The following is a 20,523-nucleotide window of genomic DNA, read 5'->3' as shown; positions in this document are numbered from 1 at the left end:
CAAGAGAGATCACGTCCCCTGCTTCCACCACTCCGAAGGAACTCCCGTGAAGTCGCTGCTCGCCGCCGTGAAGTCGTTCGCCGCCAACCTGCTGCTGTGGTCGTTGTTCGCCGGGGGCCTCGCCGCGAGCTCCGCCTCCGGCCAGGTCCTCGACGGTACGGCGAAGACCGCGGCCACCTTCACCGGTATCGCCGTCTCCCTCGTCACCGGCTCGCGCATCGCCAAGAAGCCGAAGATCAAGGCGTTCCTGTCGAAGACGTCCACGCTGTGGTTCCTGTTCCTCTTCAACGGCGGTGTGGCCGCCTACGCCTACCTGACCATGGACGGCGCCAAGGGCATCGCGACCGCCGCCGGCATGGGCCTGGTCTCGCTGGGCGCCGCGGGCGGCCTGATCGGCAACCGCCGTGCCAAGTCGGCGGCCACCAAGTCCCCCGCCGTGAGCGAGCCCTGGGCCTGACCGCTCGATCGACTCCCCGCGCCACTCCTCCATCCCCTCGAAGGGCACGCCCATGACCACGAACCGCCGCCGTACGGCCACCCTGACCGTGACCGTCGCCGCCCTGGCCCTGACCACCGGCCTCCTCACGGCCTGCGACCCCACGGACACCTCCGACGCCTCCAACTCCCTGAGCTGCCTGAAGAGTTGGACCACGATCTCCGACAGCCTCAAGGAGATCCACGACACCGGCGTGGCCGCGGCCAAGGATCCGGCCAAGGGCGACGAGGCCATCAGCACGCTCGAAAAGAACCTGGACAAGATCGGCTCCGACTCGGACGACAGCAAGGTCGACAAGGCGGTCGACGACCTCGACAAGGCGATCTCCGACTACAACAAGTCGATCCTGAACGGCGATACGAACCCCGACTCCAGCAAGATCGACGCGGCGGCGGACAAGCTGAAGAACGTCTGCACGGCCTAGGGGAAGCCGTAGGGGAACACGGGATGCGCAAGTGCCACACCGGCGAAGAAACCACCGGCGTCCCGTACAACCCTTACGCCCCACCAGGGGTCTCCTGATCGCCAACCAACCGTGTCGCCCAGGACAACACCAGGCAAACACGGACGGTCCGCACCCCATCGACGTGGATGCCCGCCGGCATCCCCCGCATGCCGCAGGAGAACCCCGCATGCACCAGAAGCACCACCTGCGACTCGCCCTCGCGACGGCCGCCGCGGCCGCGCTCACGGGCGGTCTGCTCACGCTCTCGGCGACGACGGCCACCGCCGCCGACTCGTTCAGGGTCGCGAAGGCCGACTTCAACGGCGACGGAATCGGCGACGTCGTGACCTCCGCCCCCGGCGCCTATGTCAGCGGCCACGCCAACGCCGGCCAGATAGTCGCCCTCTACGGCAGCAAGACCACCGGCGTGACCTCGGCCAAGCGCTCGGTCGTCAGCCAGAACTCCGGCAACGTGCCGGGCACCGCCGAGGCCGGCGACGAGTTCGGCGGCGCGACGGCCTACGCCGACTTCAACGGCGACGGGTACGACGACCTCGCCGTGGCCTCTCCGGAGGAGAAGGTCGGCACCGACACCGACGGCGGCGCCCTCGCGATCCTGTGGGGCTCGGCGAGCGGCCTCACCGGCAAGAGCAGCGACGTCCCGGACCCGGCCGTCTCCTCGCACGACTACTGGGGCCTGTCCCTGGCGGCCGGCGACTTCGACGGCGACGGCAAGGCCGACCTCGCGGTCGGCAGCTCGGCCGCCACCCTCTACGTCTACAAGGGCGGCTTCAGCAGCACGACCGGCCAGCCCGGCGGCCGCTACACCGTCAAGCCCCCGATCCTGCCCGGCGCCACCGGCTTCCCCTACGGCCCGGAGCAGCTCACCGCCGGTGACGTCAACGGCGACGGCCGCACCGACCTCGTGGTCGACGGCTACGAGACGCAGACCGCCAACGGCTGGAACACCAACTACTACGTGCCCGGCACGGCGACCGGCCTGAGCGTCGCCGGCGTCAAGACCCTCAAGCCCGGCATCGTCACCGGCATCGGCGACATCAACGGCGACGGCTACGGCGACATCGTCAGCGGCGCCGGCTGGGACGCGACCACGAGTGACGGCCAGACCGTCCCCGACGCCGCGAACGGCGGCAAGGTCAGCATCACCTACGGCTCCGCGTCCGGCCCCGCCTCGACCGTCGGCATCACCCAGAACACCGGGAACGTGCCGGGCAGTTCGGAGAAGGGCGACGCCTTCGGCTGGGACCTGGACCTGGGCGACGTCAACGGCGACGGCTACCAGGACCTGGTGGTCTCCACCCCGAACGAGGACCTCGGCTCCGTCACCAACGCCGGCATGGTCACCGTCCTGTACGGCTCCGCGAGCGGCGTCAACACCTCCACCGGCCTCCAGTCCTTCGAGCAGAACACGACGGGCGTCCCCGGCACGAGCGAGAAGAACGACCTGTTCGGCGCCGACGTCAAGCTCGACGACGTCAACGGCGACGGCAAGGCCGACCTGGTCATCGGCTCGTACGAGGACGGCGGCGACGGAGCGGTGACCTACCTGCCCTCCACCGGCACGAAGATCGGCACGACCGGTTCCCGCGCCCTCTCCGTGACCTCGGTCGGCGTCTCCACCTCGGGCACCGCGCAGTTCGGCGCCCTCTTCGCCGACTAGGACTCGCGAGGGAACGGGAAGGGAACGGACCGGCTCCCCTGCGGCCCCCTGAGAATCTCCTTGGTGGGGCCTCAGGGGGCCCTTAGGGGATGTCACAGCTCGGCAGCAAAGCCCCTTCCGAAACCCCCGGCCCGGCACGTGACTCTCCGGAACCAGGTACGTTCGATGACGTGGCTGGATTCAGGATCGGACGCGGCGGCCGGGACGGCAGGGCCCCGCAAGCGCGCCCTCAACAACCTCCGTACGGACAGCAGGCGCCCCCGGCGCCGCAGAGACAGCCGTACGGCTACCCCGCGGCTCCGCAGCCGTACCCGCAGCAGCAACAACCGCAGTACGGCCGCCAGTGGTCCCAGGGAAACTCGGGCAACGGCGGCGGCTACGGCGACGAGCCGGAGTACTTCGGCGACGGCGGCGGACACGGCCAGGGCGGTCACCCGGGCACGCCGGACCCCTACGCGGCGAACAACCCGGGCCACACCCAGGCGTTCTCCGTGGGCGAGGACCCGTACACCCAGGGCGGTACCTACCGCGCGGGCTCGGCCCAGACACCCGCGGGCCCGGTCGGCCCCCGTCTGCACTGGAAGGACCTGCTCAGAGGCATCGTCCTCGCCCCCCAGCAGACCTTTCTCCAGATGCGGGACTACACGATGTGGGCCCCCGCCCTGATCGTGACGTTCCTCTACGGCCTGCTCGCCGTCTTCGGCTTCGACGGTGCCCGCGAGGACGCGATCAACGCCACGCTGGCGAACGCGGTCCCGATCGTCCTGATCACGGCGGTCGCGCTGGTCCTCTCCTCCTTCGTCCTGGGCGTGGTCACCCACACCCTGGCCCGCCAGCTGGGCGGCGACGGGGCCTGGCAGCCCACGGTCGGCCTCTCCATGCTGATCATGTCCATCACGGACGCCCCCCGCCTGGTCTTCGCCATGTTCTTCGGTGGCGACGCGACCTTCGTCCAGGCCCTCGGCTGGGCCACCTGGGTAGCGGCCGGAGCCCTCCTCACCATGATGGTCAGCCGCTCCCACGACCTCCCCTGGCCCAAGGCCCTGGGCGCCTCGGCGATCCAACTCATCGCCCTGCTGTCGATCGTGAAGCTCGGCACCTTCTAGAGGCTTCTCCGCCACGACGGCTTGCTTACGACCGACACGACCGACGGCGGTGGGCTCCCGGTTCCGCACCGGAAGCCCACCGCCGTCGTGGAAACCACGGTCCCGCTTCTCAGGCGTCGAGAACCTGACCCGCGCGCCGGACGACCGGGGGTTCGACGGACCACGGGAAGTTGATCCACTCGTCGGTCCGCTTCCACACGTACTCGCACTTCACCAGCGACTGCGACTTCTCGTAGACGACCGCGCTGCGCACCTCGGCGACGGCGTCGAGGCAGAAGTCGCGGACCAGTTTGAGGGTCTTGCCGGTGTCGGCGACGTCGTCGGTGATCAGGACCTTCTTGTCGGAGAAGTCGATGACGTTCGGGACGGGCGCGAGCATGACCGGCATGTCGAGGGTGGTGCCGACGCCCGTGTAGAACTCGACGTTCACCAGGCTGATGTTCTTGCAGTCGAGGGCGTAGGCCAGGCCGCCGGCGACGAACACGCCGCCGCGGGCGATGCTGAGGACGATGTCGGGCTCGTAGCCGTCGTCGGCGATGGTCTGCGCGAGTTCGCGCACGGCGACGCCGAAGCGCTCGTAGGTCAGGTTCTCCCGCACGCCTTCCACCGTCACACCTGCGTCCGGTGGAAGTTGAGGAAGGAGCGGGAGGCGGTCGGGCCGCGCTGGCCCTGGTAGCGGGAGCCGTAACGCTCGCTGCCGTACGGGAACTCGGCCGGGGAGCTGAGCCGGAACATGCACAGCTGGCCGATCTTCATGCCTGGCCAGAGCTTGATGGGGAGCGTCGCGAGATTCGACAGCTCCAGCGTCACGTGCCCGGAGAAGCCCGGGTCGATGAAGCCGGCGGTGGAGTGCGTGACGAGACCGAGCCGGCCGAGGGAGGACTTCCCCTCCAGGCGCGAGGCGAGATCGTCGGGGAGGGAGACGACCTCGTAGGTCGAGGCGAGCACGAACTCACCGGGGTGGAGGATGAACGGCTCGTCGCCCTCCGGTTCCACCAGCCGCGTCAGGTCCGCCTGCTCGACGGAGGGGTCGATGTGGGGGTAGCGGTGGTTCTCGAACACCCGGAAGTAGCGGTCGAGGCGCACGTCGACACTGGACGGCTGCACCATGGATTCGTCGTAGGGATCGATCCGGACCCGCCCGGCGTCGATCTCGGCCCGGATGTCCTTGTCTGAGAGAAGCACGCCCCGAGGATACGCAAGACGCGCGGACCGACCACCATCGGACGGACCCGCGCGCCTGCGACTACTCCGGTACCGCTGCTTCTGCGGTCCCTACTGCTGCATCTACCGCTTCTCCAAGGTCACCGGCACCGCGCTGCGGAGCCGGGCACACCGTGGACACCGGACGAGCCGTCCGGGACCGAGCCGCTCGGCCTGCTGCATCGGGAACGAAGCGGTGCTGAACACGTGCCCATCGGCACAACGGACGACGGTGCGCTCCATCAAGTCCATGAGTCCCTTCCCCAAGAGCCGCGTCCGGCTGCTGCTCGCCGGACGCCAAATGCCACATTACGGGATGAAAGGAACGACTCTCCAGGCGGCACTCCGGTCCCACCCGGACCCTCTCCCACGCCTCCACCGTACGCCCCAACTCCGGCTCCCCGCAGCCCCGTCCGCCCTCCGAAACGCGACCGGGCCCCCGTGGCATCAGCACCGGGGACCCGACATGCGGTAGAGTGACCAGGCGTTCAGACACCGGTTCAACCGGCGTTTTGCGCGGGTGTAGTTTAGTGGTAGAACATCAGCTTCCCAAGCTGAGAGTGCGAGTTCGATTCTCGTCACCCGCTCCATGATGAAACCCCAGGTCAGTGACCTGGGGTTTGTTTGTTGTCTTGGCCAATTTGGGGGTGGCGTGGCCTCCGCATGCCTAAGTCGAGGTAAAGCGCCCACTCGAGGCGGCTGCCAGGCCGAATCCGGGCACCTCGGCGCCCGACTGTCTCAAATAGCAAGATCGGTCAAGCTCCGCACCAAGGTCACCCGCGTTGCCGACGGCCCTGCCGCCGCCCTCGCGATGGTGTCCAAGCCGGCCGAGTCCGCCCGCGCCCCGGCCCTGTTCCACGCCGGCCCGGCATTCGTCCACCTGCCCGAGCAGGAAACCCCAGATCAGTGGCCTGGGGTTTCGTGTGTTGCCGAAGAATCTTCTCGGGCGGCGGCCCGTCGGGCGCACGGAGATCGGGTATGGGGAGGGCGAGGGCACTCGCGTCGAAGGCCAGGTCGCCGGGCAGGACCCGGTTGGGGTGCGTGGGGTGCTGTTACCAGTGGCGGCCCTGTTTCAGGCCTCGTTCGGCCTTGGCCAGTTGGCTTTGCGCTATCTGTAGGCCGATGGCGGTGGCGTCTTCGTTGACCTTGGCGGCGAGGGCGGTGGCTTTGCCGCTTTTGTAGAACTTGACGGCCTGTCGGTTCACGGTGAGGGCCTCCGCGTACTGCTGGACGTCCACCAGCAGGCCTCCCAGCAGGAGCACCGCGGCGGCTTCTCCGCGCAGGTCTCCGGTCTCCTCGCAGACCGTGAGGTACCGCCGGACCAGTGGGAGTGACTCCTTCAGGTACTGCTGGAGCAGCGGGTGGGACGGTTGCTGCTGCCCGGCGTTCATGAACTCGTGGGCGAGGTGGTACAGCACCTGGCCCTCGGAGTCACGGCCCAGAATCAGGCCGTGCAGGAAGGCGGCCTGCAGGCCGTAGGAGACGGCCAACCCCAACCGGCCTGCCTTCAGAAGGGCCTTGCTCAGGTCGAGCTGGGCGGTGCCCTGGCCACGACGATCGCCGATCTCGCCGAACCCCGTGGCGGATCGCAGGTAGGCGACGGCGGCCTCCTCGTAGCGCTCCGCTGCCACGAGTACGCGGCCGAGGTGGTAGCAGGCTTTGGCTTCGCTGCCCTGATCACGCACGTCCGCGTATACGGCGGCTGCCCGGCGGAGGGCTGCGATGGTCTCGTTCGGCCGGTCCAGTGCCTCGTGGGCGCGGGCCAGGTTGAGAAAAGCCGAGCCTGCGACGTCGGTGATGCCGAGCTTCAGCATTATGCCGGCACATCGTTCGTAGAGAGGGACGGTTTCCTCGTCCCGCTTCGCGCCATGGAGGACCTCGCCCAGCGCGTACAGCACCACTGCTTCACGGCGCTCATCGCTCGACTCCCGGAAACAGTCGATGGATCGCCGTGCCGCGGCGATGGACTCGGTGATCCGCCCCACCGGCGACAGAGCATTGCTCAGGTTCTCCAGTGCGTCCGCCTCGCCGTATACGTCGCCGTGTTCGCGGGAGAGGGCCACCGACCGCGAACAGACGGTGATGGACTCCTCGTACTGCCCGTCGCTCAGCAGACCGAGACCGAGGTTCGACAGGGCCTTGGCCTCGCGACGGCCGTCGCCGAGCCTCCTGTAGAGCTCGGCGGCCCGCCTGCTGGCGACGACGGCTTCCGCGTACCGGCCCACCCGGCCCAGGTCCGAACCGAGTTCCCCCGTCGTCGAGGCTTCCATCCCGAGGTTTGCCGTGGCGCGGAACGCCTCGACGGCCCGTCGACGGGCCGTGATGGCCTCCTCGTTGCGGTCGAGTTCTGCCAGCGCGGTCCCGAGGCACTCCAGTGCCATGCCCTCGCTTTCCTGCTCGCCGGTCTCGCGGCAGACGACGGCGGCCTGTTCGCACAGGGCGACGGCATGCGCGTACCGCTTCATGCGTACGAGGGTGAAGCCGAGGCTGAAGAGCGACTGGCCCTCGGAGTGGCGGTCGCCGGCCTCCTGGCAGAGCGCGACTGCCCGCTCCAGGGCGGTGACGGCCTCTGTGGGCCGTCCCGCGTCGAACAGATAGGTGCCGAGGACCTTCTGCATCGTGCGCTCACGCGGACCGTTGCCCGCCGTGCGGTACAAGGCGACGGCCTGCTCGCAGACGGTGACGGCCTCCTCGTGCCGACCGGCCTTCGCCAGCGCGTTGCTCCGGTTGGTCAGCGCGCCGGCTTCGCCGTCGGGGTCGTCCGCCTCGCGGAAGAGGGCGGCACGCGCGGCCACCCTGTGCTTCTGCCCTATTCGGTGCGCAGGGCAGTCGCGGTTCGGGTTCGGGCGGCCCAGCCGGACGGCGGCAACGCGCCCAGGATCGCGATGGTCAGGCCGCCGAGGGCGAGTGCGGTCAGTTCGGGTGGGCTGTAGACGGCGATGACGGAGTCCGGCAGATTCAGCCCGGCGCTGTGCCCCATGGCGGGCACGATCCAGCCGTGGAGAAGCAGGCCGAGAGGGACGCCGAGAGCGCCGCCAGCGAGTCCCGTCACGAGGACCGAGGCGATGACCGTCGTGATGGTCTGCCGGGGTGTCATGCCGAGCGCTTTGTGGATGCCGAGGTCGCGGACGCGTTCGCGGGTGTCGAGGACGACGCCGTTGAGGACGCCGAGTGCGGCCACGGCGACGAGCATCAGGGTGAGGATCGCGGACAGGGCGTTGAGGGTGAGGACCGTGGAGCTGCTGCGGTCCGGCCCGCCGGCCTGGGCGGTGACGCCGAGTGGCTTCAGGGCCGTGTTCAGCGCGGATGCGTAAGTGGCCGCGTCGGTGCCGGACTTCACGGCGATGTGCTGGGCGGTGTCGGTCAGGTCGGGGCGGGCCGCCGTGAGGGTCGCGGCGTCGGTGAGGACCTCCATGCCGTCGTTGCGGGTGTCGAGCACCTCGCCGACGATCCGGACCCGGATCGCGGCGGCATTCCCGAGGCCGTTGAGGGTGACGGTGTCGCCGATCCGGGTCCCGGTGGTGGTCAGGAAGGGGGTGGGGACCACGGCCTCGCCCGGTTCCGTGAACCAGCGGCCGGCGATCATCGTGTAGCCGCCCCAGGAGGCGTCACCGGTGAAGGCGATGACGACGGTGGTGCCGGGTGTCCCGGGGAGGGTCGCCCGTGCGGTCGCGCTGGAGTAGTACTTGTCGGTTCCGGGCTGGGCTTCGATCGCCGCGGCGACCGCGGCAGGATCGGCGGCGGGCCGGCGCCGGGGCTTCGGGCCGTCGGGGCCCAGCTCCGGCAACGGCGCCGCCACCGTGACGTCGGCCGCGTCGTGGGCCCTGGCCTTGGTCACCTCGCCCAGCGACGCGCCCAGGCCGACGGTGAAGGTGACGGCGGTGGCGCCGAACACGATCGCCGCGCCCATCGCCAGCGCCCGGGCCGGCCTTGCGAAGGGACGGGCCAGGCCCAGGCTGACCGGGCGCGGCAGCGGGAGCCGTCCGGCCAGGTGGGCCGCCCGCCGGCCGCGACCCGGTCGCACGGCACGTCCCACAGCGAGTGCGTCGACCGTGCGCAGCCTCCCGGCCCGCCATGCGCTCGCCCATGCCGTCGCCGCCACCAGGCCCAGGACCCCGGCGAGCACGGCCGCGTCGACCCAGGGGGCGACGGCCAGGGAGGTCGAGCCGTAGACCTCCTCGGTCTCGGCCAGCACGGGGATGGCGAGCAGATGTCCCGCGACGACGCCGAGCACGGCCCCGACCGCTGCGGGAAGCAGCGCCTGGCCCACGTAGGCCCGCACTACCTGAGCGGGGGTGAAACCGACGGCCTTGAGGACACCGATCCGGCGCGTCGCGGTACCGACGGTGGCGGCGACCACGTTGCCGACGATGAGCACCGACATGACCAGGCCCAGCAGACCGAACGCGAGGAGGAACGGGACGAACAGCGCGGTGTCGCGCTCGGCGGTCTTCTTGACGGTCAGCCAGGACTGCTCCCCGGTCACCGCCCCCGCGGGCAGGGACGCTGTCACGGACTTGCGGCCGTCGGTGATCTGCGCGGCGGTGTCGGCAGCGGCGAACCGGTAGAGCATCTGGTACCCGCCGCTGCCGCCGGGCGCGGTGAGGGCGTCCATCTGCGACGGGACCACCCAGAGGTCGGCGGTGTGGGTGACCGAGCGGGCCACGCCGACCACCTTCAGTGCCCGGTCACCGGGCAGCGCGGGGAAGGTGAGCCGCTGGCCGATGACCGGGAAGAGCGCGGAGTCGACGGACAGGACGACTTCGCCGGGGCGGGTGGCCCACCGTCCGGCCGTCAGCGTGATGCTGTCGACGTCTCCCCCGGGCTTAGGGCGGCCCACCACGGTCATCGGCCAGCCGGTGTCGTCCAGGGCCGTGTGCGGCGTGACCGTCGCCGTGCGGAACGGGCCGGAGGCGGCGGTCACTTCTTCCGCCTCCGCTGAGGCCGACAGTCGCTCCGCGTCGGTCCGGCTCGCGTCGAACTGGAGGGACAGGTGCGCCCCGTGCTGACGGGCGAAGGCATCGTCGAACGGCGCGCTGGAGACCACCAGCAGGGTGCCGCCCAGGACCGACGCGGCCACCGCCATCATCGCGGCGAGAGCGATCACGAGGGTAGGGACCCGACGGCGTCCCACGCCCGAGCGCACCACCTTGCTCAGTGCGCTCATCGAACGGGCTCCGTGGCGATGGCGTCGGTGGCCCGGTCCGCGGCGATCCGGCCGTCCACGAGCTGAAGGGTGCGCGTCGTGCAAGCACGGGCCAGGGCGAGGTCGTGGGTGACCACGACGACGGTCTGGCCGTCGGCGTTGAGATCGGCCAGCAATTGACCGACATCCTCACCGGAGGCGGTGTCCAGGGCGCCGGTCGGCTCGTCGGCCAGCACCAGCGCCGGCCGGTTCATCAACGCCCGCGCCACCGCGACGCGCTGCCGCTCCCCGCCGGACAACCGGCCCGGGTAGGCGCCGGCGTGCCGACCGATGCCGAGTACGTCGAGGAGCTCCGCCGCGCGCCGTGCCGCCTCGCCACGCGCCATGCCCGCCAGCTGCGCCGGCAGCACGACGTTGTCGGCGACGGTCAGATCGTCGAGCAGGTTGAAGAACTGGAAGACCATGCCGATCTTGGCCCGACGGTAGCGGGCCGAGGCGGCCTCGCCGAGTCCGTCCACCCGTACGCCGTCCACCGTGACCGTCCCCGTGTCCGGCCGGTCCAGCCCCGCGATCAGGTTGAGCAGCGTGGACTTGCCGCTTCCGGACGGACCCAGGACCGCGACCGCCTCTCCAGCCCGCACGGTCAACGACACGTCGTGCAGGGCCGGGGGCCCGTCGTCGTATCTGCGACTCACGTCGCACAGCTCGATCACCGGCGTTGTCATGGCGGCTCCCTCGGTCCGTTCGTCTGGCCCGTCGGACGCTAAGGGGGCTCCGGGTGTGGGCGCGTCGGTCTGCCGGGGCATCTCCGTGGCTCGATGGGATGAGGGCCTCTCGTGTCATCCCTGAGAAGTAGACGCCGGAAGGACACGGAACGGGCGGGACTGGTCAACACGAAGGATGCCCCTGTGCCGACGCATCGGTCAGAATGCCTCGGTGACGAGCGCGGCAGTGGCACACCGGCTGGAAGACGGGGTTGGGCGGCTGCAGCGCCCCCTGCGAGAAGTACTCGGGCGGCTGAGACAGCTGCTGCGCGACGGGACCAGACAGTTGCGGCGCCCGACCGGCCCGCTACCGCGCCCCAGCCGTCGCAGCCTCGCCTTCGACGCGGTTCTGGTGGTGGTCTGCGGCACCGTCCTGCTCAGCTGGGCCGTGAACAGCGGGGCAGCCCTGGTGCGCGACTCCACCGACGGCATCGCCCCGCTCTTCCGCGCGACGGAGACCGGCAGCGTGATCGCCGCCGTGACCCTGAGCGGGCTCGCCTGGGCCCCACTGGTCCTGCGCCGCAGGTACCCGCTGGCCGTGCTGTGGATCGTGACGGCCGCGGCCGTCCTGACCCCGCACGACGCGCGGCGGCTCGTCTTCTACGCCTGCGTCATCGCCGCCTACAGCGCCGCGGCCTACAGCCCCTACCGCGTCGCCACCCTGGCGAGCCTGCCGGTGCTGGTGCTCGCGGTCGCCGGTGACACCGACGGGGTGATGGTCTCGCCGTCGACACCCGTCCCCAACCAGTACGTCCCGCTTCTGGTCCTCGTCCCCCTCCTCATGGCGACCGTGGGACTGCGCACCTGGATGCTGCGAGCCGACGAGAGCCGGGCGCGGATGACGGCACTCGAACGCGAACGGGCCGAGGAACTACGTCGCGCGGCCGAACTCGAGCGCGCCCGCATCGCCCGCGAACTGCACGATGTCATCACCCACAACGTCAGCATGATGGTGATCCAGACCGGTGCGGCCCGAACGGTCATGGAAACGGCCCCCGACCAGGCCCGTGAGGCTCTGCTCGCGGCCGAGGCCGGCGGCCGGGCGGCCCTGGCCGAACTGCGGCACGCGTTCGGCCTGCTCACCATGGACACGGACGACGACGCCCCCACTCCGGCCGCCACCGTGGATCTCGCCCCCCAGCCCGGCCTCGACCAGCTGGAGTCTCTGGTCGCGCGCGTGCGCCAGACCGGCGTCCAGGTCACGCTGTCCGTCACCGGCGTGCCGCACGACGTGCCCGACGGCATCGGTCTGGCCGCCTACCGCGTCGTACAGGAAGCCCTGACGAACACGGTCAAGCATGCCACCGGCGCGAGCACGACGGTGACCGTGACCCACGAGGCCGACCGCCTCCGCGTGGAGGTCACCGACACCGGGGGAAGCCCCTCGGCGTCCGCGGCGAACGGCAACGGCCGCGGACTGACCGGCCTGCGCGACCGCCTGGCCGTCTACGGCGGCACCCTGCACACCGGCCGGCGCCTCACCGGCGGCTACCGGGTGACGGCGCTCATCCCGCTGGCTCCTCCGGAGACAGCGTGACCACCCCCCTGCGTGTAGTCGTCGCCGATGACCAAGCGCTGGTGCGCACCGGCTTCCGGATGATCCTCACCGCGAACGGCGTCGACGTCGTCGCCGAGGCGACCAACGGAGTCGAAGCCGTCGACGTGGTTCAGCGTCTGCGGCCCGACGTCGTCCTGATGGACATCCGCATGCCCGAGCTGGACGGCCTGGAGGCCACCCGCCGCATCCTGAACGCCGACGCCACGGGCGCCCCCAGAGTGATCATCCTGACGACGTTCGACCTGGACGACCTCGTCTACGCTGCCCTCTCCGCCGGGGCGAGCGGCTTCCTCCTCAAGGACGTCACCCCCGAACACCTGGTCTCCGCCGTCCGCATGGTCCGCACCGGCGACGCACTGCTCGCGCCCGCCATCACCCGCCGCCTCGTCGAGAGATACGCCCGCCATGCCGCGGGCTCCGACACGGCAGCCGTACGGCAGGCCCCGGTCTCCGCCGCCGCAGCGCTCCACCACGACCTGACCATGCTGACCCGACGCGAACTCGAAGTCCTGCGCCTGCTCGCCCAGGGCCTGAGCAACGCCGAACTCGCCCACCACCTCCACCTGGCCGAAACCACCGTCAAGACCCACGTCGGCCGCATCCTCGCCAAACTCCAACTCCGCGACCGCGTCCAGGCCGTAGTCCTCGCCTACGAGACAGGACTGGTCAGCCCCACCTCGCACCGGATCACGCCGACCGGCGCGGACGACTGGACGACCGGCGCCGGCGAAAACCCCTGACCTCGCGCCCACCACGACCGGACCGAGGCTCCTCGAAGACGCCATCCATGCCGGCGCTCGGCAGGACAAGGGGGAGGTCAGCCGGTGGACTGGTTCTGGTGGGTGCTCATCATTTTCTGGACGGGCGGCTTCGCGTGGGCGGCCGACACCGTCCGCACCGCACTGCGCAACCGGCATGAGCGGAAACTGCAGTTGACGGAGGCGGAGCAACAGGAACGCCTGGCCGTCGAAACGGCGAACAAGCCGCCGGAGCCGGTCTGCGATTGCACGCACCACCTCGTCAAGCACGACAAACAGGGCCACTGCCACGAGCGCGTCAAGGTACCGACAGCTTGAGACGAGAACAAGAAGCCGCTGCGCTACGAGGCCGGCCAGTGCGACTGCCAGCAGTACGTGGGACCCCAGCCTCTGTCGCAGGTGTTCGCGGAGGATCTGACGGGCCGGCTATGACCGGGACAGCGGTGCGATCAGGTAGTTCGGCGTGGGTCCGGTGCTGTGTGGCGGCGTACGCCATCGGCTTCCTGGACGGAACGGGAGCACACGCGTACTTTCTGGCGACGGGCGGGCTGAGCACCTACAGCTACGCCCCGATGGCCTTCCTCCGTCCTGTCGGGCTGCTGCCCATCACCGTCTTCGGCGTCTTCGTCGTCGCCACGGCCCTGCCGCTGCGCCGGAGCCTGCAGCCCGTAACCCGTAGCCGGGCGTGGGAACAAGGGTCCGTTCCCGCCCCATCCAGGCCCGCGCTCAAGCGCGTATGGCCAGGTCAGAAGCCATCCACCCGCGCAAGCGCCGTCGCTTCCCAAGCTGAGAGTGCAATTTGAGGGTGTCGTGCCCTTGGTGTGCCCTGAGCCGAGGCCGGACGGCCTGCCGGTACGGCATCTGTCCAGCAACTCCTGGCTCGTGGCACCGGGCCCGGAGCTGATGGACGACTGGTTCGGCGGCTGGTGCGAACTCCCCGACGACGGCACTCTCACCGACCCGGATCCGGACCCCGGCCCCGACGCCTTGCGCGCCGCGCTCCTCCTCGGGTCGGCGCTCCCGGGGGTCAGGCCACCGCGTTCAACAGGTCGGCCAGCACGTCGGGCCTCTCCAGGGCGATGAAGTGGCCCGCTCCCTGCACCTGGGTGAAGTCGGCGGCCGGCATCAGTCGCTGGTTGGCCTGCCGGTCCGAGGTTCGGGACCAGTCCTTCTCGCCGTAGACGAGGTGGATGGGCGCCTTGACCTCGGGGTAGCGCGGGCGGGCTGCGATGAGGCTGGGCAGGGCCTGGTACACGCCCCGGGCGACGGTCGGGTAGCCGGGGCGGGCGCCCACCTGGAGGAGCTCGTCCACGTAGTCCGTCCGCAGGGCGCTCTTGTCGCCGAGGCCGCCCTGAAGGATCTTACGGAGGACGGGCTTGGGCTCCACCCCGGCGATCACCGGGCCCACCACGGGGGCGAGGACACCGGTGACCACCACGCGGGCGAGGAGGCTGGAGCGGGCGATTCCGCCGCGGAAGTCGTAGGCGTTCACCGCGACGACGCGCCGGACGCGCTCCGGCAACTCGGCAGCGGTGGTCAGGGCGAGCACCGCACCCATGGATTCCCCGACCAACGTCACGTCGTGGAGGTCGAGTTCGGTCAGGAGCCGCTCGACGCCCGCGCGCATGGCCGGCTCGTCGTACGAGGCGCCGGGCACGATCTCGGAGTAGCCCATCCCCGGCAGATCGAGGGCGTACACCGTGTGCCGGTCCGCGATCAGCGGGATGAGGTGGCGGAAGTGCTCGGCCTGGGTGCGCACGGTGTGCAGCAGGACCAGGGGGGCACCGGTACCCGCCTTGAGGTACCGCAGCGTTCCCTCGCGGCCGTCAAGTCCTGCGCGCGGGGCGATGGTGTGGCTGGTGGTCCCCGGAATGTGGATCGTGGGACGTGACTCTTGGCTGGGCATCTCGCCGACTCCTGGTGGGTGAGGGGGATTACCAAAACGGTCACGACTCTCACCAGAGAATGAGAAACCGATCGGTTTCCAGCAGGCTAAACCGATCGGTTTCCCAGCGCAAGCCCGCAGGTTCACGGTCCGACCGTGCCGTAGAGCCACTCCGGGACGATGCCGGGCGTGAGGTGGAGCCGGACGGCCAGAGAGGTCGCCTCGCAGCGGGGACGTCGAGCCGGGTGCACCGTCGATGCACGGGCGGCACTGCGGGCCGCCGGGTACGGCCACCTTCAGGGGCTCCCCCTGACGTGAACATCAGCAGCGCGCACTCACGGCCAGACGGCCGACGTCCTGCGGCCCGGCCGCCGCGGTTGCCGTGCCGCAGACGGCCTTCAGCGGCAGCAGCAGCGAGCCGGGCGCGTCCAGAGTGTCGCCGTAGATGGCCGACCCACCGGCCAAGTACGGGCCGGGCGTCCCGCTGTGTTGGCGGTACGGCACACGTTGCCGGCGCCGATATGGACGCTCCGTCGACAGAACAGCCGTGCCGCGACGCCGGGCGATCAGTCGCCTGCCGAGGCAACGCCATCGGCCTGCGCCGGCGTCGGCCCTGTCGGGTCGCTCCCGGGCCAGAAGAGATCCGTTGTGACTTGCGCCCAGGAAACCGATCTGTTTTCCTGATTGGAAACAGATCGGTTTCCGACCAATGGTCGGCCCATGACCAGCGACTAAGGGGAAACGTGAGTACCACCTTCGACCGCGGGGCACCCGCCTCCGGGAAAACAGACTCGGGCCGCCGCGGCTCACACGCCGTGCGCTGGTTGGTGCTCGTCGTGCTGGGTGTGGCGCAGCTCATGGTCACGCTCGATGCGACCGTCGTGAACATCGCGCTGCCCCAAGCGCAACACGACCTCGGTTTCAGCGACGGCAGCCGGCAGTGGGTCATCACGGGTTACGCCCTGGCGTTCGGCAGCCTGCTGCTGCTCGGGGGCCGACTCGGTGACCTGTTCGGCCGACGTACGACCTTCGTGACCGGCCTGATCGGTTTCGCGGCCGCATCCGTCGTCGGCGGTGCGGCCGGCAGCTTCGAGATCCTCGTCGCGGCCCGCGTGGCCCAGGGCCTTTTTGCCGCGCTGCTCGCGCCCGCGGCGCTCTCACTGCTCAGCGTGACCTTCACCGACCCGGCGGAAAGGCCGAAGGCGTTCGGCATCTTCAGTGCGTTGTCCGGTGCGGGCGCCGCGGTCGGACTTCTGCTCGGCGGCATGCTCACCGAGTGGGCGTCATGGCGCTGGGTGATGTACGTGAACGTCGTCTTCGCGGGCGTCGCACTGGTCGGTGCGCTGCTGTTGCTGGCCAAGCCCGTGGTCACCGAACGACCTAAGATCGACATTCCCGGCACCGTCGTGGTGAGCGCCGCACTGTTCGGCGTCGTCTACGGATTCGCGCACGTCGAATCCACCAGTTGGACCGACCCGGTCGCCCTCGGCTCCATGATCAGCGGCGTGGTGCTGCTCGCGGTATTCGTCTGGCTGGAGCTCAGGGTCGCGCATCCGCTGCTGCCGCTGCGAGTCGTGCTGGACCGGACCCGAGGCGGTTCGTTCCTGGCCGTGTTCGTCCTGGGCATGGGGATGTTCTCGATCTTCCTGTTCCTGACCTACTACCTGGAGGCCAGCATCGGCTACTCGCCGATCAAGGCCGGTCTGTCCTTCCTGCCGATGGTCGGCGGCATCGTCGCCTCATCGACCACGGTGCCTTCGCTGCTGCTGCCCAAGATCGGCCCGAAGGCCGTGGTCAGCGCCGGCTTCCTGGTCTCCGCATCCGGTATGGCCCTGCTGACCCGGCTCACACTGGACAGCACCTACGTCGCGCACATCATGCCGGGCATGATCCTGCTGGGCCTCGGCATCGGTGCGGTGATGACCACCGCGTTCCAGGGTGCGACCGCAGGCGTGCACCACGAGGACGCGGGCGTCGCCTCGGCGCTGATCAACACCAGCCAGCAGGTGGGCGGCTCGATCAGCACGGCACTACTGACCACCGTTGCCTCATCCGCCGCGACCGACTACCTGTCCTCGCACAAGCCCGGCGCGCTGACCGTGGCCCAAGCCGGGGTCGAGAGCTACACGGCCACCCTGGCGTGGGGCGCCGGGATCTTCGTGGTCGGTGCGGTGCTCACGGCGTTCCTGATGCCGAATGCGGCTCTGGCGCCGTCGGAGGGCGAGCCCGTGATCGCCCACTGAGTCTGAATCCGCCGTGGCGAGAAATGTCCTGCGCTCCGATCATCGCCGGTGGAGGCACGCACGATGCGGGCTGAACTTCCGAGGCCGTTGGACACGACGGCCATCGGGGGGCCACCGGGGGAAGTCACAGCGGCTCACAGCAGCGGCAGGCGAGCGATGCCGGGCGCACCGGGCGCGGCAAGGAGGGTGAGCGCACCGATTCCGCAGACCGCGACGAGGGTGCCGGCGCCCGGACGCCACCCCCGTCAAGGCGCCGCCCGGCCTCTACCGCTTCCTCGCGGCATTCACCGTAAACCGATCGGTTTCCAATGGGTCGGAATCGAGTTAACCTCGCAATATGACCACCGAAACAATCCCAAGCTCCCGAGAGCGACTGCTGGAGGCAGCGGCCACGCTCACCTACCGAGACGGCGTCAACATCGGCGTCGACGCGCTGTGCAAGGCGGCGGGGGTATCCAAGCGCTCCATGTACAAGCTGTTCGAGAGCAAAGGCGAACTGCTGGCTGCAAGCCTGGAGGAACGCGCCTCCGCCTATGTGACGGCGCTCCTTCCCGCGGCGGACGACAACCGCCCACCCCGCGAGCGGATCCTGCACGTCTTCGATCGGGCGGAGACGCAGGCGGGTGCACCCGACTTCCAGGGCTGCCGGTACCTCGTCGTGCAGATCGAGCTCAAGGACCCGGGCCACCCCGCGAGCCGGGTGGCCCATCGGGTCAAGGAGAACCTGACAGCCTTCTTCCGCGCCGAGGCCGAACAGGGCGGGGCGAGCGACCCGGACCTGCTGGCCCGTCAGCTGATCCTGGTCTTCGACGGCGCCAGCGCCCGCGCGGGAATCAAAGCCGACACGCAGGCAGGGCTCATCGTCCCCACCGTGACCACCCTGCTCGACTCGGCAGGCGTGCACTGACGCATCGCCGCCCAGAAGACCCCCTCACCTCCCGGCACCCACGGGAAGCCCCATGGCCGTAAGCGTGTTCCCGAGCATGCCGCAGGCGAAGAAGCTTGCGGCCTTCTCGGCATCTGCGCCCAGCGACAGGTGCACGGTTTCCCAGATACTCATCCAGCCGGCTCGGACGACCTCACCGATCAGGTCGTCGCCGCTCGCCTCGGCAGCCGCCACGGTGAGGTATCCCTGCATCTGCATCAGGAGCGTTTCGGGGCGCGTCGAGATCAGTCGCGCATAGGCATCCGCCATCACCTGCCGGGCCCGCTCGCCTCTCTCCACCCCGTCGGCCGCCCTCTCGAAAGTCAGGCGGGTGTCTTCCGCGCTCCGCACCAGAGCGGCGACGAAGATCGCCTTCTTGTCCGGGAAAAGCCGGAAGAGATACGGCTGCTTGATGCCGGCCCGCTCGGCGATCGCAGTGGTGGTGGTGCCGCGGTAGCCGGCGATCGCGAACTCGGCGATCGCCGCGCGAACAACGTCCTCACGCCGCTCCTGCGCACTGATCCCGCCCATGACTCCATCTCCCGCTTGACCTTGCACATGAAACCGATCGGTTTACTCTAGCGGAAACCGATCGGTTTCGCGTTGTGCGGGAGTCCAGGCTGACGACAGATCGGCCGGTGGCACTCGTGACGGGTGCGTCGTCCGGTATCGGAAAGGAAACCGCGCTCGCGCTGGCCGCAGCGGGTTTCCACGCGTCCGGCACAAATCGCGACACCTCGCATGTCACCTCGCTGGACGGCGTGACGTTCCTCGACCACGGCGTCCGGGCCGCTCATCGTCCAACCCACCTCCACCGGGACCGGATTCGAGGCCAACAGCACGAAACCCGACACCCCCCTGCACGCCTACACCAAGCAGCGCCGGACCGTCGACCGCGCGATGGCGGAGGCCGTCAGGGACTGCGACGCCCCCGCCGATGTGGGCCACCAGGACCCGGCCTGCCCACCATCAGCTCCAGAAAGCGAAAGGGCCCGCCGACTCCGCCGGCCGGCCCTCGCAAAGGATCGAGGCTAAGGCTTGAGCACCGCCAGTACATCGTCGAGTGATACGTCGGCGGGGTCACTCATATCGGCACCATCGAACGTCTGCCAGATATAGGACGTCGTCCCACTTGTCCGCAGCGGATGCAAGTCGGCCAATTCCGGATCGTCCCGGAAACTGTTGAACGCTTCTTCGGACTCCCACTCGACAAGGAACAGAACCTGTCGCGGTGCGAGGTCACCGGCCACGTTGTCCCGGAAGCGGCCGAACGCCACCATTCGACCACCATACTGCGGAGCCACTTCGGGCAAGCGGCTGAAATACGAAAGGTATTTCTCCACGTCGACCACATCAAACATATTCAGGGCGTAAAACTTCTTCTTCTCCGCATTCACACCCATTGCCAATACCCTCTCCAGTGAATTGTTGTTGATGATGACGCCAGTCGCGATATACGCCACCTCAGGGACAGACCGTGAAGAACGCGCGGCGCCGGGCCCTCGCCGGCGCCCGTCTACTTGGCGAGCTGGGGGTACAGCCCCGCCAGGTCTCCGGCCAGGCCCGCCTTGACCTGCCGGGAGATGTCGTCGACGAGCACCTCGTACGCTCCCGTCTCGACGCCGTCGAGAGCGAGTGCGGCGACCTCGCGGGGGTCGGACTTGAGTGCATCGACGTTCGCCGCCAGGTCCGTGTCGACGTAGCCGACGTGCAGTCCGGTGACGGCGATGCCGCGCGGCTGGAGTTCGAGGCGCAGGGAGTTGGTCTGCGACCACAGGGCGGCCTTGGAGGCGCTGTAGGAGCCGCCGAGCGCGATCCAGGACAGCACGGAGTGCACGTTGAGGAGGTGGCCGCCGCCGTTGCGCTCGATGACCGGCACGAAGGACCGGGCGAGGAGGAGCGGGCCGTAGAAGTTGGTCTCGAACTCCCTGCGGACGTCGTCGACCGGGGAGTCGAGGAAGGACGCGCCGACCGAGGCGCCGGCGTTGTTGATCAGTACGGTGACGTCCTGCGCCCGCGCGGCGGCGGCCGTCACGGAGGCCGGATCGGTGACCTCCAGCGCCACCGGGACCGCGTCGGGATGCGTCACGCTGCGCGGGTCGCGGGCCGTGGCGTAGACCTTGCCGGCGCCGCGTGCGTAGAGCTCCTCCACCAGGGCCTTGCCTATGCCGCGGCTGCCGCCGGTGACGAAGACGCTTGCGCCCTTGAGTGCGGTCATGACTGCCTCCACAAACGAGAAACCGATCGGTTTCCAGGAGAGTAAACCGATCGTTTTCCCGACGCAAGCTCAAGCGTCCTGCCGACCCCCGCCGC

18 protein-coding genes, 1 tRNA gene and 1 pseudogene are annotated in these 20,523 nt (G+C 69.6%); 10 read left to right on the top strand and 10 right to left on the bottom strand.

From position 1 onward, the window contains the following. Window positions 1-46 precede the first annotated feature (46 nt). From AB0M63_RS12830 to AB0M63_RS12815, 4 genes are all read left to right on the top strand, one after another. Window positions 47-457, top strand: coding sequence for a hypothetical protein (locus AB0M63_RS12830; protein WP_366019372.1), 411 nt, complete (start codon window positions 47-49; stop codon window positions 455-457). A gap of 52 nt (window positions 458-509) precedes the next feature. Next, complete coding sequence (locus tag AB0M63_RS12825; protein ID WP_366019371.1) at window positions 510-920, top strand: hypothetical protein; 411 nt, start codon at window positions 510-512, stop codon at window positions 918-920. A gap of 208 nt (window positions 921-1,128) precedes the next feature. After that, window positions 1,129-2,622, top strand: coding sequence for an FG-GAP and VCBS repeat-containing protein (locus AB0M63_RS12820; protein WP_355917730.1), 1,494 nt, complete (start codon window positions 1,129-1,131; stop codon window positions 2,620-2,622). Between the two features lie 89 nt (window positions 2,623-2,711). Beyond that, window positions 2,712-3,728, top strand: coding sequence for a Yip1 family protein (locus AB0M63_RS12815; protein WP_366019370.1), 1,017 nt, complete (start codon window positions 2,712-2,714; stop codon window positions 3,726-3,728). A 109-nt stretch (window positions 3,729-3,837) separates the two neighbouring features. Here AB0M63_RS12815 and AB0M63_RS12810 read toward each other — a convergent pair whose 3' ends face one another. Beyond that, on the bottom strand, window positions 3,838-4,335 hold the full coding sequence (locus tag AB0M63_RS12810; protein ID WP_355923752.1) for a phosphoribosyltransferase: 498 nt from the start codon (window positions 4,333-4,335) through the stop codon (window positions 3,838-3,840). 2 nt (window positions 4,336-4,337) lie between these two features. Continuing rightward, entirely contained in the window at window positions 4,338-4,913 is a 576-nt protein-coding gene (gene dcd, locus AB0M63_RS12805; protein WP_266770151.1) for a dCTP deaminase, read from the bottom strand. Between the two features lie 534 nt (window positions 4,914-5,447). Between dcd and AB0M63_RS12800 the strand changes: the two genes are divergently transcribed. Beyond that, window positions 5,448-5,521, top strand: a tRNA-Gly gene (locus AB0M63_RS12800). A gap of 462 nt (window positions 5,522-5,983) precedes the next feature. Here AB0M63_RS12800 and AB0M63_RS12795 read toward each other — a convergent pair. The 3 genes from AB0M63_RS12795 to AB0M63_RS12785 are packed head-to-tail and all read right to left on the bottom strand — an operon-like array spanning window position 5,984 to window position 10,802. Then, window positions 5,984-7,726, bottom strand: coding sequence for a tetratricopeptide repeat protein (locus tag AB0M63_RS12795; RefSeq protein WP_366019369.1), 1,743 nt, complete (start codon window positions 7,724-7,726; stop codon window positions 5,984-5,986). A 14-nt stretch (window positions 7,727-7,740) separates the two neighbouring features. Further along, window positions 7,741-10,098, bottom strand: coding sequence for an ABC transporter permease (locus AB0M63_RS12790; protein ID WP_366019368.1), 2,358 nt, complete (start codon window positions 10,096-10,098; stop codon window positions 7,741-7,743). Beyond that, window positions 10,095-10,802: an ABC transporter ATP-binding protein gene (locus tag AB0M63_RS12785; RefSeq protein ID WP_355916935.1), complete on the bottom strand. Its 708-nt coding sequence runs from the start codon at window positions 10,800-10,802 to the stop codon at window positions 10,095-10,097. Before AB0M63_RS12785 ends, AB0M63_RS12790 begins: the two co-directional genes overlap by 4 nt. Before the next feature lie 211 nt (window positions 10,803-11,013). Here AB0M63_RS12785 and AB0M63_RS12780 point away from each other — a divergent pair, with 211 nt between their 5' ends. The 3 genes and pseudogenes from AB0M63_RS12780 (at window position 11,014) to AB0M63_RS12770 (ending at window position 13,589) form a co-directional block, all read left to right on the top strand. Next, window positions 11,014-12,378, top strand: a complete 1,365-nt coding sequence (locus AB0M63_RS12780) for a histidine kinase (RefSeq protein WP_366019367.1) — start codon at window positions 11,014-11,016, stop codon at window positions 12,376-12,378. Then, entirely contained in the window at window positions 12,375-13,139 is a 765-nt protein-coding gene (locus AB0M63_RS12775; RefSeq protein WP_355916929.1) for a response regulator transcription factor, read from the top strand. The genes AB0M63_RS12780 and AB0M63_RS12775 overlap by 4 nt, the downstream gene beginning before the upstream one ends. Window positions 13,140-13,223: 84 nt before the next feature. Continuing rightward, a pseudogene (locus AB0M63_RS12770) lies at window positions 13,224-13,589 on the top strand (hypothetical protein). Window positions 13,590-14,184: 595 nt separating this feature from the next. Here the strand turns inward: AB0M63_RS12770 and AB0M63_RS12765 are convergent. Together AB0M63_RS12765 and AB0M63_RS12760 are read right to left on the bottom strand one after the other, a co-directional pair. Then, window positions 14,185-15,063 carry an alpha/beta hydrolase gene (locus AB0M63_RS12765; RefSeq protein ID WP_366019366.1) on the bottom strand — a complete coding sequence of 293 codons (879 nt, stop codon included), beginning with the start codon at window positions 15,061-15,063 and terminating at the stop codon, window positions 14,185-14,187. A gap of 300 nt (window positions 15,064-15,363) precedes the next feature. Then, complete coding sequence (locus AB0M63_RS12760; protein WP_366019365.1) at window positions 15,364-15,546, bottom strand: hypothetical protein; 183 nt, start codon at window positions 15,544-15,546, stop codon at window positions 15,364-15,366. A gap of 239 nt (window positions 15,547-15,785) precedes the next feature. On the opposite strand from AB0M63_RS12760, the gene AB0M63_RS12755 reads away from it, so the two are divergent. Continuing rightward, window positions 15,786-17,285, top strand: a complete 1,500-nt coding sequence (locus AB0M63_RS12755) for an MFS transporter (RefSeq protein ID WP_366019488.1) — start codon at window positions 15,786-15,788, stop codon at window positions 17,283-17,285. Window positions 17,286-17,622: 337 nt separating this feature from the next. Then, window positions 17,623-18,192 carry a TetR/AcrR family transcriptional regulator gene (locus AB0M63_RS12750; protein WP_366019364.1) on the top strand — a complete coding sequence of 190 codons (570 nt, stop codon included), beginning with the start codon at window positions 17,623-17,625 and terminating at the stop codon, window positions 18,190-18,192. A 24-nt stretch (window positions 18,193-18,216) separates the two neighbouring features. On the opposite strand, the gene AB0M63_RS12745 is transcribed toward AB0M63_RS12750, so the two are convergent. From AB0M63_RS12745 to AB0M63_RS12735, 3 genes are all read right to left on the bottom strand, one after another. Further along, window positions 18,217-18,741, bottom strand: a complete 525-nt coding sequence (locus AB0M63_RS12745; protein WP_366019363.1) for a TetR/AcrR family transcriptional regulator — start codon at window positions 18,739-18,741, stop codon at window positions 18,217-18,219. 500 nt (window positions 18,742-19,241) lie between these two features. Continuing rightward, a complete protein-coding gene (locus tag AB0M63_RS12740) occupies window positions 19,242-19,673 on the bottom strand; it encodes a DUF1330 domain-containing protein (RefSeq protein WP_366019362.1) in 432 nt (143 codons plus the stop codon). A 53-nt stretch (window positions 19,674-19,726) separates the two neighbouring features. Further along, the gene (locus tag AB0M63_RS12735) at window positions 19,727-20,428 is read right to left on the bottom strand and encodes an SDR family oxidoreductase (RefSeq protein WP_366019361.1); all 702 of its coding nucleotides are present in this window, start codon (window positions 20,426-20,428) and stop codon (window positions 19,727-19,729) included. Window positions 20,429-20,523: the final 95 nt, after the last annotated feature.

It is taken from the genome of Streptomyces sp. NPDC051576 (assembly GCF_040681835.1).
GTDB lineage: Bacteria > Actinomycetota > Actinomycetes > Streptomycetales > Streptomycetaceae > Streptomyces.
The sequence above is the reverse complement of the archived record's forward strand: the minus strand, read 5'-3'. Positions and strand labels throughout refer to the sequence as shown.

Bases quoted from the DNA above. Each gene is read 5' to 3' on its own strand.
- AB0M63_RS12825 (WP_366019371.1), top strand. From the start codon at position 510: ATGACCACGAACCGCCGCCGTACGGCCACCCTGACCGTGACCGTCGCC.
- AB0M63_RS12820 (WP_355917730.1), top strand. From the start codon at position 1,129: ATGCACCAGAAGCACCACCTGCGACTCGCCCTCGCGACGGCCGCCGCG.
- AB0M63_RS12815 (WP_366019370.1), top strand. From the start codon at position 2,712: ATGTCACAGCTCGGCAGCAAAGCCCCTTCCGAAACCCCCGGCCCGGCA.
- AB0M63_RS12790 (WP_366019368.1), bottom strand. From the start codon at position 10,098: ATGAGCGCACTGAGCAAGGTGGTGCGCTCGGGCGTGGGACGCCGTCGG.
- AB0M63_RS12785 (WP_355916935.1), bottom strand. From the start codon at position 10,802: ATGACAACGCCGGTGATCGAGCTGTGCGACGTGAGTCGCAGATACGAC.
- AB0M63_RS12765 (WP_366019366.1), bottom strand. From the start codon at position 15,063: ATGCCCAGCCAAGAGTCACGTCCCACGATCCACATTCCGGGGACCACC.
- AB0M63_RS12750 (WP_366019364.1), top strand. From the start codon at position 17,623: ATGACCACCGAAACAATCCCAAGCTCCCGAGAGCGACTGCTGGAGGCA.
- AB0M63_RS12745 (WP_366019363.1), bottom strand. From the start codon at position 18,741: ATGGGCGGGATCAGTGCGCAGGAGCGGCGTGAGGACGTTGTTCGCGCG.
- AB0M63_RS12735 (WP_366019361.1), bottom strand. From the start codon at position 20,428: ATGACCGCACTCAAGGGCGCAAGCGTCTTCGTCACCGGCGGCAGCCGC.